Raw genomic sequence first — 10,476 nt, 5'->3', positions numbered from 1 at the left:
ATCGCGATTTCCTAATATAGTTTCGGCGAGCGCCCACCCTACAAGCTATAATTGGTAATTCATAATCGGCAATTGGTAATTGTTAATTAAAAGTAGTACCTACCAATTGAAAAATGCTATATAGCAACTGCCCTGGCTGTTAAGACACTCGCTCATAGCTGAAACCCTTAGATTCTAAACCCTTCTTCCCCTAGCCCCTAGCTATTATCTACGTTTTAACTCATTCCGAATGGCTTGCACCACAGTTTCAATTACATTAACGCGAGCAGAATATTTGTCATTAGCAGGTATCAAAGTCCAGGGAGCCGCAGGCGTACTCGTGCGCTGAATCATTTGATTTACTGCTACATCGTAGAACGGCCACTTCTCTCGATTCCGCCAATCTTCATCGGTGAGTTTGTATTGCTTAAAAGGATTTTCGTGGCGATCTGTAAACCGCTTTAATTGCTCTTCTTGGCTGATGTGCAGCCAGAATTTAATTAAAACGCAGCCGGCAGAAGTCAATTGTTCTTCAAACTCATTAATCTCTTGATAAGCACGTCGCCATTCGGTTTCCGTAGCAAATCCTTCAACGCGCTCAACCATTACTCGACCATACCAACTCCGGTCAAAAATTGCTATTTTTTCGGCATTTGGTAACTTGCGCCAGAACCTCCACAGGTAGTGATGGGCTTTTTCTTCATCTGTCGGTGCGGCAAAGGCGTTTACTACATAACTCCGAGGGTCTAAAATGTCAGTTAAGCGTTTAATTGCTCCTCCTTTTCCGGCAGCATCCCAGCCTTCAAATAAGATTAATACTGACATTTTTTGTTGATGAAGACTCTGTTGCAATTTGCCTAGACGTACCTGTTCTTGACGGAGTTTTTGTTTGTATTCTTCAGATGTTAATACTTGAGAAAGATTAACTTGGGCGAGAAAATCTGGTTCTGTGGGTTCGAGGCGGTTTTGAATTGTCACCGCTAGGGGAGGACTTTGCAGATGGAGGCGATCGAGCGCTTCTGTAATTGTGGCGGCCATTTGGGTTAAAACTTTGACTCTGGCCCAGCGTTGACAATCTCCTTCTACTAATGTCCAAGGTGCGGGGCCCGTGCTGGTTTGTACGACCATTTCTTCGGCAAAGGTTCTATATTTGTCGTAATTTTTGGCTTGATGCCAATCTTCTGGCCGCACGCGCCATGCTTGCAATTTGTCGCTTTCTAATTTTTTGAGTCGGCCTTTAAGTTCTTTTTTGCTCAGGTGTATCCAGAATTTGACGATCGCAGCGCCGTCATCTACCATTTGTCGCTCAAAAGCGTTAATTTGCCGCATTACCATTGGTACTTGAGCATCGGAAACGCGCTCAAATAATCGATCTTCTAAGACGTGGGTGTACCAACTGTGATAGAAAAAACTCATTTGTCCGCGAGCGGGAAGTTTCTGCCAAAACCGCCACAGGAAGGGATAGCTGCGCTCTTCATCTGTTGCAGGCCAAATGGGATGAACTGTAAACCCGCGCGGGTCGATGTATCCTACCATTTTTTTGACGAGGGCACCTTTCCCCGCAGCGGCCCAACCTTCGAGCACGAGAATTACGGGTAATTTTTTTTCCCAGCAGGCTTTTTGCAGCGATCGCAACTGCTTCATCAAAACTTCGATCTTAGAATCGTAGGTTTCTTTATCCAGGGATAAATTCAAATCGAGGTTGTCTAACATCAGCTTATTTTTGAGAATGAGGGAACGCAGGCGGAAGTTTTGAGGAGTGGTAGGTGAGATTCTGCGGGATTGGAAATTAAACCCTCAGTCTAACGCCTGTCTAAGTTTAAACTCTAAAATTTCACAAAAAAGTTATGTGCGATCGCAACTGGCCCACAATCTGTCACAGTCCACACCCCACCCATAACTTCCCAACCTAAAAACTTGCCAAAAAAAGTGGCTGCTGTTATAGTAATGTTAGGGTACTTTTAAACAAGTTCGATTTCTCCCTCACCCTAGTGGGTCACTCAAGGGGAGGAAGCGAAAATCCCTGAGAAAATATGTAATATAAAACAGAGCAAAAGTAAAAACCAAAGACTTCACCGGGGGTGAAAAATTTCTTTACTTAGCTTTTCTGAGCAGCTTTACAATCAAATCACCGTTACTTAAACAGCAGGTTTGGTGACAGTTTGAAACGCCATCTACGAAGATTGGGCGTAAATCCAGCCTGATACTGACATACAAATTACACACAAAACTACCCCAAAAGGGCAAAAATTTTTTATGAGTGCATAATTCGATAAAGTATGAAAGCCTCAGTGACAAAAAGAGGTTTCGTGACTTTATCAAGAACATTCTCAAATACTAATAGCTGTCTTCCGAGGCGGCTGTTAAAAATTCCCAATTTTTCCATAACTAAATTCCTGACAGCATTTTGACTCAAGATGCGGATATTCCAGTTGTAAATCGGATAGGTACTGCTTTTAATTAGCAATTAGCGATTAGCAATTAGCAATTAGCAATTAGCAATTAGCAATTAGTCCATTCTCATACAACTGAAAACCGCTATATCTAACATTTGCCTGATTAGGAATTAATAGGTTTGTTGGCGATAACACCACAAGCCTAAATCGCTGTACGTATTTTGCAATACCCACTAAGAGGAACAGTCCGAATTACCGGATTGCAAGTTTTTTATGACTACTTTAACCATGCGCTCCTACAGGGGCGAAAGCGACTGGCGGGCGATCGCAGACTTAGTAAACGCTTGCCAAACCGCCGAACAATTAGACGAAGAAGCAACCGCTTGCGAACTCAAACTCAAACTTAATGCACCTTACCTCGACAAATCCCGCGACGTACAATTGTGGGAAACTAGGGGTAAACTCACAGCTTTAGCACTGTTAGATATCCCTGAATCAAAAATTGATATCGACGGTTATCTCTGGTTTTATGTCCATCCTTCAATGCGTGACGCAGGTTTAGAACAGGACATAATTAACTGGAGCGAAAAGCGGTTGAAGGAAGTAGGAATAGAGCGCAAATTGCCAGTTAAATTGCGTACCTACACCCGCGAAAATAATAGTTTAGTAATCCGCTTGTTAGAAAAAAAAGGTTTCGCGAGCGATCGCTACTTTTTAACAATGGCGCGATCGCTATCGGAAGCAATTCCTACACCCGAATTTCCAGCAGAATTCAAATTATCTCACCTCTCAGGCGAAAAAGACGCTCAACCTTGGGTAGAAATGTTCAACGAGTCATTTATCGATCACTGGAACCACCACGATTTAACAGTTGAAACTGTACGTCAGTGGATGAAAGATACCAGTTATCAGCCAGAATTAGACTTAGTAGCGATCGCACCCGATGGTACTTTTGCCGCTTTCTGCGACTGCCAAATCAAAGCAGAAGAAAATGCCCTTAACCGCAGTAACGACGGCTGGATCGAGTTTTTAGGTACGCGGCGCGGTTTCCGACAAATGGGTTTAGGAAAAGCAGTATTACTTGCAGGATTGCATCACTTAAAAGCCGCAGGTGCAGATACGGCTAAACTCAGCGTCGATGCCGAAAGCTTAACAAATGCAACGAAGTTGTACACATCTGTTGGTTTCCGCCCTGTGGAAACTTGGCTTTCCTGGGTAAAACTATTGTAGATGTAACGCTGCCCTCTGGGCGGTATTATTACCGCCCAGAGGGCGGCGTTACACTCAGTTTTTCCTCTTGTTGCGTCACCTCCACATAAATATGCTCCAACCGCACCGGATGACGCGCAATTGAGTCAATAGAAATCCTGTCAAAGCGCAACAAAATCTCCTTTAATTCTAGAGGTTCTGGCAACCAAAAAGCCAAGTCACTACCGTAGCGGCGGGGGGTGAAACCGCATTCTCGACCACGCGCGATCGCTTTCTCTTCTTCCTGCGTTTTGACAATTATAACTTCTTGCGCTGGAATCAATTTTTGCAACTCTTCCAAACTGCCCTCAGCCAAAATTTTCCCATTTTTAAGAATTCCAATTCGCTCGCAAAGACGCTCAGCTTCATCTAACAAATGAGTAGTTAATAAGATAGTAATTCCTTGTGCTTTCAAACGCATAATTAAATCCCAAACTTCATAACGCGCCTCAATATCTAAACCCGTAGTCGGTTCATCTAAAATTACCAACTTAGGTTGATGTACCAAAGCCACAGCAATATTCAATCTTCGCTGCATTCCACCGCTGAGAGTTTCTACCGGACTATTTGCCCTGTCGATCAAATTTACGGCTTTTAAACATTGCCGCACCTGATACCGACGGAGCTTAATATCTAGCCCATAAATTTGAGCAAAAAAATTTAAATTTTCTTCGCAACTAAGGCTTTTGTAAAGCAAATTTTCTTGCGGTGCAACGCCTATTAAAGATTTAGTCGCCTCAGAGATAGGGAGATTATTGATTGTAATTTTCCCGCTATCCGCTCTCAATAAATTGCATAAAATATTGATAGTAGTAGTTTTGCCAGCACCATTCGGCCCTAGCAAACCGTAAATTTCTCCATTTGGAATATGGAGTGTTAAATCTTCAAGAACTGGACGATTGCTATAAGACTTACTTAACTTATCAATTTGTAGCATTTTTTCTATCCCTCAAATTATCGTAACGCCTCCCAGAGGGCGGCGTTACGGGCAATTAAACTCCCTTAAAGTCTTCTCTCTACGCTCAACATCCGCCGATAAGACAGCCAACCGCCTCCTACCATTAAAACAGCAAATACAGATAAAAACCAGAAGTGATACCCAATATCAGACAACTCTTTACCGTTTGCCCAGACACCTATCAAGGCCTCATTCATGTGATAAATCGGATTGTATTTAGCAAGTTCTAGTAGATTTTTGGGAAATAGCGAAGCTGGCAAGAATGCACCACCTAAAATTAATAGAGGAACGCCAAAAGCAGCTACCAACGAATTAACATCTTCAGTGCGTCGTGCAAATTGCGTACCCAGGATGAAGCCAACGCCAACATAAGAGATAATGCTTAATAAGATAATCAGACATCCTAAAGGAATAGAACCTTGAAATTGTGCTCCTAAAAATGCCGCGATCGCATATACTAAAAGTGTCTGACCAATGCCAATACAACTGTGAGCAACAAAAATCCCTAGAAAGTAAGACGTGCCACTGAGGGGTGAAATAAACAAACGTTTAAGAGTTTGTTGTTCTCGCTCTGCTACCACCGTTGCCACACTACCACCTAAACAACTAAAAAATAGCGCCGCACCTACCAAAGTTGCGGGAGCAGCACTTTCAAAAGCTTTGGCAGTTGTGAGCTTAGCACGTTCTGCCAAGATAAATCCGTTGAGAAGTAACACAGAAATTGGAAAAATACTCCAGAAAACCAAGCTTCGTCGCCGCCGCAATAATTCAGTTAAAATGCGCTGCGCTACTGCCAGCGTTTCGTGCCAGTATTTCATAAAAGGGGAAATTTGGGAAGGGATAAATCCAGTAGAGCTGGCCATGCCAACTCTACTATTTTATAGCAACCGCCAAGGCATTTAACACACTCTGATTTCCTGCCACCATAGATTCTATTCCCTTCTTCCCCTAGTCCCTAGCTATACTCCTCATTTAATCGAAAAACTTGTGCCTCGGTAGCATCCCTGAAAAGAAGTTACATTTGTGTTATTGAGCTGTTCGAGGACATCGACAAGTGACGGCGTATTAATTCTTTCAGAAGGAGAACCCCATTGGTAAGTAAAGTTGCCGAGGGAACTTCCATTTCCGTTGTAGGTATACTGTTCGATGGGAATTCCTCCAACACCAGAAATAGTTTGTTCGTAGTATCCATTGACGATGATTTTTTCAATTTCCGCCCCTGGTTCTGCGATAATATTCCAGCGGACTGGTTCGTAAGCTGAAAGTGCAAGAATGATGCGCTTATTTTGACGTTCTACTCTTACATCGATCGTACCAGTAGGATGATTATCACCACTATGATCTGCTCGTGCTTCATACACACCAATCACATGAAGCTCAGTATCTCCCGTCGAAAAAGCCACATAAGCAGAAAAATCATTAGAACTGCCGATACCACAGTTAGCATCTGGACTAACTGGCGAGACAGGAATTTTTTCCGCTAATTGTTGTTGAACAGTTGGCACTACCCATAATTTTGTTCCCGCACCTAAAGCAACAATTAAACCCACTGCAATGCCGAGGGGAATAAAATTGCTCAGATGGCGGAAAGTGTCTGAACTTCTAAATTTTCCTAGTGTCTGTTGTACGGATTCAGCAGTTTCTTTGATGGGATTGTTATTGCCATCGAGACAGGCGAGTAAAGCTAAACTTTCTGGCTGTTCAAGCAAACTTTGGACGGCTTTCCCTTCGCCGACATAGATATTTCGGCTTTGTCTGTCTAAAAGCAACCAGTTGCGATCGCTTTCGACTAACTGATAGTCTTTTATAGAAGGATTAACCAGCCGATGTTGCAAGAAAATCTGCCATGCCATATTCTTGCCAGTTCCAAAGTTTTTGCCATCAGAGTACATAAGCTGTTGGATTTCCGGCTCCCAGTGCCAAGCTACCCAACGGCTGTCTCCTTGATAGCCTAACGATTGCTCTAGTCGGGGATGAGCGGTGATGTCTAAGTGCTGAACTAAGTTTGACATGAGAGTTGTTCGCTCCTAGCAATAAAGTTTTGGCTTAACTTATCTTGGCACTTCCACCGCCAACACGCCAATAGGAATTACACTTTTTTTTAAATCCCAACCTTGAGGATTTTGTATAGCAGTTTTCAATGTGTAGCTACTGCTCTGAATTAGCAATTAGCCATGAGCAATTACCCTGTTATTATGCAAATGAAAACCGCTATATCATCTACAGACTTTCATTACTGCTGATTTTGAGGGCCATTAATACTATCCCTAGTTGGTGCAGTTCCTCCCGGCCCAAAAGCACTCGAAGGAACTCTCGGCAGATTAATCCCAGTATTATCGGGAAAGTCTACGCCATCATCGGTATTAGTTCCATTACCTGGAGATTGATTGCCATTGGGATTACCAAATGTCGGGTTTCCAATATTTCCGGGGTTAGGATTGCCACCTGTATTCCTACCCTGATTATTAGGTGTAGGGACACTTATTCTTTCGCTAGTATCAGGAGTATTAGGAGTATTAGGGTTATTCGTGGGATTAGTTTGGGGATTGCCTGGATTGGTTCTATTGTCTGAATTATTGCGATTGTTACTCACGGGAGCAGTCCTAGTGCTGGCAGAATTGGAGCCGCACAAGGTTCTTAAATCCAGAGTTGCGCCATTTGTAGTTTCGATATAGCAAATCGGTACGTAAACTTCCGGGTTTGATACTCTGGGAAACTCGGAATTTAAAGGCTGGCTGAAAGCAGCCTCCGCCATAAATGGAGTGAAGACAGCCGATAAAGCCACCATGCTATGCCATATTTTCATTACTATTTCCTCAAGAATTTAAATCTGTTATTTCTAGTATTACCTAGAAAATATTAAGATGTCCTCATTCTCAAAGCGGATAAGTAAGTAGATTGACGTATCACCCTTCGTAACGCCGCCATCTTGGCGGTAAAGAATGCCACCAAGACGGCGGTACTACCAATAAATTTTAGTACCTAATTCGCGGGTCGATATAGGCATTTAAAAGATCGATAACAATGCTAGCAACCACGACAATTGCCGCAAAAAATACCACAATTCCTTGTACTGTTGGGTAATCTCGATCGGAAATTGCCTGATAGAGTCGATTGGCTAACCCAGGCCAAGAAAATGTTACTTCTGTTAAGATTGCACCGCCTAAAAGTGCGGCAAAAGTTAATCCTAAAACTGTGATTACTGGAATTAGGGCATTTTTCAGAGCATGAGCCCATAAAATCCGTAATTCGGGAATACCTCTAGCTCTAGCTGCTTCTACATAATCCGCTTGCAAAGTTTGCTTGAGGTTAACTCGCACAATTCGCTCGAAAATGCCGCTGAGGAGAATTCCTAGCGTCATGCTAGGGAGTGCTAAATAGTGTAAAGTTGTGAAAAATTGGCTAATATTGCCGCTGAGAATACTGTCAATAGCATATAGTCCGGTGAGGTTTTGTGGCGGGGGGAAAGTGACAGGAAATCGGGTTCCCAAGGGAAACCAACCTAACTGGACTGCGAAAATTAATTGTAATACCATACCTGCCCAAAAAGCGGGTATGGAGTAAGTGATGATGCCAAATAAACGGCCTCCGGCATCGAGGATGGTATTGGGGTGGGATGCTGCCAGGGAACCGACGGTGACACCGACAATTACGGCTATGGCCATGCTAAATACTGCTAGTTCGACTGTTGCGGGGAAATTATCTTGGATAATTTGCCACACGGTTTGGCCGCGACTGGTGATCGAGGTTCCTAAGTTAAAACTTAGTAAGTCTTTCATGTAGTTGAGGTATTGCTGCCACAGGGGGTCGCCTAAACCAAGTTGCGATCGCAAAGCTTCTTTCACACTGGCCGGAGCTCGCGGCCCCAGAATTGCATCTACTGGGTCGCCGGGGGTAGCTCGCAGCAGTAAAAATACTACTGTGGTAATAGTCCACAGCATCAATGGTGCCAGCATTAAACGACTGAAAATATAATATTGCAGGGCTTTAGAACGGGACATAATATTTGGTAATTGGTAATTGGTAATTGCTAAGTGTAGATGAACATAATATATTATGTGTCATTGCGAGCGAAGAAACCGGGTTTTTTACTAACAGGACTTACGCACCTAACCAAAGAAACCGGGTTTTTTACGAAAATACTTCGTTGTTACCCACAGATTCTCTCAAAAACCCGGTTTCTAGGCCCAGATTCAATTACCAATTACCAATTACCAATTACCAATTACCAATTACCCATTACCAATATTCCTATTTTCCTAAAAGAGATTCAAAGGTAGCCTGTAAAGACTTGATATCCGCAACTCGTGCCACTAATAGGTTTTCGCTGCCGGCATCCTGTAATCTACACTTCCAATAGTGGATGCTTTCTGAGTTTTCCATCCAGAAGCTAATCACTGCTTCTACGACTCGATCGCCATCCCAGCCGCGAGTAGGAGAAACTGTTTCTACTGATTGCACAAAGGCATCTAGAGTACATTTACGGTTTGCCAAGTATTCTACACCAGTGCTGGGAGATTCCGCTAGAATTTTTTGCTGTTGATTAAAGAAGGATAAAATCGGAGAGACACCCAATATTTCAAATGTGTAGTTCATGCCATCCTCCAAAAGTATTAAAATTGAAAGAGCGTAATTTTTAACTCGCTTACTTTATTAATAGCAAATTTGAGCTAGTATAATTGTTACATCGCTTACATTAGCCCTGTTCAATCTGTAATAAAAATTTGTATAACATTAGCTAAACCCTTCTGCATAAAGGGTTTCAGGCAATTTACAGTGTGCTAAATATTGGCGAGTTTACCTTCGGAGAATCTACCGATGGCGTTAGCACTCTAGCAGTAAGAGTGCTAATTAAAACGATCGCGGCGAGTTCGCAAATGGAGGACTGGCTGATAGTAAAGATACTGTCTCAAGCCGTATCTACAGATCGACAATTTTAATTTCATCCAGAGATGCGATCGCGACATCCGCTTTCTCTAAATGGCTAGCCTTCGCTTTCCCCCAACAAATCCCAATACAACCCGCTGCGCCTGCATTTTTACCCATCTCAATATCGCCGCCGGAATCTCCCACCATCAAAGTTACTGCGGGTTCTACGCCGAGTTTCTCGCAAGCTTGCAGAAATAACGCCGGATCGGGTTTATTAAGGTTAGCTGAATCTACTCCCATTTTTAGCTGAATATAATCGCCGAGTTGATGGCGTTCCACAAATGCTATTACTGTTTCAGTGGTTGCTGCTGAAAGAATTCCCTGTTTTAAACCCGCTTCGCAAAGATATTTGAGGACTTCCAAACTGCCGACAAATAAAGGCGAAGGTGCTGTATTTTTTAACATTTGGTCGGCTTCATCAAAGGCACGGTGAGCAATGGTTAAAGATTCTAACCAACTGCGGCCAGTTTCGGCAATGTAGCCAGCAGCTACTATTTCATTTTCTCGCCTACTGCCGACGGCCATCAAGCCTGTGGGGTCGATTTTGTCGCCGTTGATGCCGAAGGCCATCAGTAAGGGTTCGCCAATACCGGGAATTTGCGCGTCTGCGAGGCGCGATCGTTTTAACCCCAGATTTCTCAAAAATTCCTGTGAATCTTCGAGCGTACCATCTTTATCAAAAATGATGGCTTGGATATTTGAAAAAGTAACTCCCCGACACTTAATATTTACCAATTTAGTAAACTCCTATGTTTTGTTAGTTGTTAGTTGTTGGTTGTTGGTTGTTGGTTGTTATATCAAATCTGGCTAAATACTTGTAATTGTCCTGGGGGGGTGACAATCCGGCCCAAAGGCTTATGGGGTAAAGATTGAGCCGAGTTGTGGTAAAAAAAGATAGGCAGCCAAATTGTTACACGCTTGCCTATCGAAAAACATAATGTTACCCTCATTTTATCAGATCCACTT

Annotated in this window: 11 protein-coding genes; 2 read left to right on the top strand and 9 right to left on the bottom strand. The window is 43.0% G+C overall.

The window, feature by feature from the left end:
- Nucleotides 1-204: 204 nt before the first annotated feature.
- The gene (pap, locus tag PN499_RS14585) at nucleotides 205-1,692 is read right to left on the bottom strand and encodes a polyphosphate:AMP phosphotransferase (RefSeq protein ID WP_272032706.1); all 1,488 of its coding nucleotides are present in this window, start codon (nucleotides 1,690-1,692) and stop codon (nucleotides 205-207) included.
- Between the two features lie 541 nt (nucleotides 1,693-2,233).
- Nucleotides 2,234-2,446, bottom strand: a complete 213-nt coding sequence (locus tag PN499_RS14580; RefSeq protein ID WP_272032704.1) for a hypothetical protein — start codon at nucleotides 2,444-2,446, stop codon at nucleotides 2,234-2,236.
- A gap of 202 nt (nucleotides 2,447-2,648) precedes the next feature.
- Between PN499_RS14580 and PN499_RS14575 the strand changes: the two genes are divergently transcribed.
- A complete protein-coding gene (locus tag PN499_RS14575; RefSeq protein WP_272032702.1) occupies nucleotides 2,649-3,605 on the top strand; it encodes a GNAT family N-acetyltransferase in 957 nt (318 codons plus the stop codon).
- 28 nt (nucleotides 3,606-3,633) lie between these two features.
- On the opposite strand, the gene PN499_RS14570 is transcribed toward PN499_RS14575, so the two are convergent.
- The 6 genes from PN499_RS14570 to PN499_RS14545 all read right to left on the bottom strand — a co-directional run bounded on the left by PN499_RS14570 (nucleotide 3,634) and on the right by PN499_RS14545 (nucleotide 9,177).
- Nucleotides 3,634-4,560, bottom strand: coding sequence for an ABC transporter ATP-binding protein (locus tag PN499_RS14570; protein ID WP_272032701.1), 927 nt, complete (start codon nucleotides 4,558-4,560; stop codon nucleotides 3,634-3,636).
- A 65-nt stretch (nucleotides 4,561-4,625) separates the two neighbouring features.
- Complete coding sequence (locus tag PN499_RS14565) at nucleotides 4,626-5,444, bottom strand: ABC transporter permease (protein ID WP_465249965.1); 819 nt, start codon at nucleotides 5,442-5,444, stop codon at nucleotides 4,626-4,628.
- A 105-nt stretch (nucleotides 5,445-5,549) separates the two neighbouring features.
- Entirely contained in the window at nucleotides 5,550-6,593 is a 1,044-nt protein-coding gene (locus PN499_RS14560; RefSeq protein WP_272032700.1) for a hypothetical protein, read from the bottom strand.
- A 221-nt stretch (nucleotides 6,594-6,814) separates the two neighbouring features.
- The gene (locus PN499_RS14555) at nucleotides 6,815-7,387 is read right to left on the bottom strand and encodes a hypothetical protein (protein ID WP_272032699.1); all 573 of its coding nucleotides are present in this window, start codon (nucleotides 7,385-7,387) and stop codon (nucleotides 6,815-6,817) included.
- A gap of 169 nt (nucleotides 7,388-7,556) precedes the next feature.
- Nucleotides 7,557-8,582, bottom strand: coding sequence for an ABC transporter permease (locus tag PN499_RS14550; protein WP_272032698.1), 1,026 nt, complete (start codon nucleotides 8,580-8,582; stop codon nucleotides 7,557-7,559).
- Nucleotides 8,583-8,832: 250 nt separating this feature from the next.
- Nucleotides 8,833-9,177 (bottom strand): hypothetical protein, encoded by a 345-nt coding sequence (locus PN499_RS14545; RefSeq protein ID WP_019487240.1) that lies wholly within the window; start codon nucleotides 9,175-9,177, stop codon nucleotides 8,833-8,835.
- A 182-nt stretch (nucleotides 9,178-9,359) separates the two neighbouring features.
- On the opposite strand from PN499_RS14545, the gene PN499_RS14540 reads away from it, so the two are divergent.
- Nucleotides 9,360-9,521, top strand: a complete 162-nt coding sequence (locus PN499_RS14540; protein ID WP_272032697.1) for a hypothetical protein — start codon at nucleotides 9,360-9,362, stop codon at nucleotides 9,519-9,521.
- Here PN499_RS14540 and PN499_RS14535 read toward each other — a convergent pair.
- Nucleotides 9,502-10,245, bottom strand: coding sequence for an HAD family hydrolase (locus tag PN499_RS14535; protein ID WP_272032696.1), 744 nt, complete (start codon nucleotides 10,243-10,245; stop codon nucleotides 9,502-9,504). The two genes, PN499_RS14540 and PN499_RS14535, sit on opposite strands and share 20 nt — an antisense overlap.
- Between the last annotated feature and the right edge of the window lie 231 nt (nucleotides 10,246-10,476).

This window comes from Kamptonema animale CS-326 (genome assembly GCF_028330895.1).
GTDB lineage: Bacteria > Cyanobacteriota > Cyanobacteriia > Cyanobacteriales > Microcoleaceae > Kamptonema > Kamptonema formosum.
This window is presented reverse-complemented; position numbering and strand designations above follow the sequence as displayed.

Bases quoted from the DNA above. Each gene is read 5' to 3' on its own strand.
- PN499_RS14550 (WP_272032698.1), bottom strand. From the start codon at position 8,582: ATGTCCCGTTCTAAAGCCCTGCAATATTATATTTTCAGTCGTTTAATG.
- pap (WP_272032706.1), bottom strand. From the start codon at position 1,692: ATGTTAGACAACCTCGATTTGAATTTATCCCTGGATAAAGAAACCTAC.
- PN499_RS14565 (WP_465249965.1), bottom strand. From the start codon at position 5,444: ATGGCCAGCTCTACTGGATTTATCCCTTCCCAAATTTCCCCTTTTATG.
- PN499_RS14575 (WP_272032702.1), top strand. From the start codon at position 2,649: ATGACTACTTTAACCATGCGCTCCTACAGGGGCGAAAGCGACTGGCGG.
- PN499_RS14545 (WP_019487240.1), bottom strand. From the start codon at position 9,177: ATGAACTACACATTTGAAATATTGGGTGTCTCTCCGATTTTATCCTTC.
- PN499_RS14555 (WP_272032699.1), bottom strand. From the start codon at position 7,387: ATGAAAATATGGCATAGCATGGTGGCTTTATCGGCTGTCTTCACTCCA.
- PN499_RS14570 (WP_272032701.1), bottom strand. From the start codon at position 4,560: ATGCTACAAATTGATAAGTTAAGTAAGTCTTATAGCAATCGTCCAGTT.
- PN499_RS14560 (WP_272032700.1), bottom strand. From the start codon at position 6,593: ATGTCAAACTTAGTTCAGCACTTAGACATCACCGCTCATCCCCGACTA.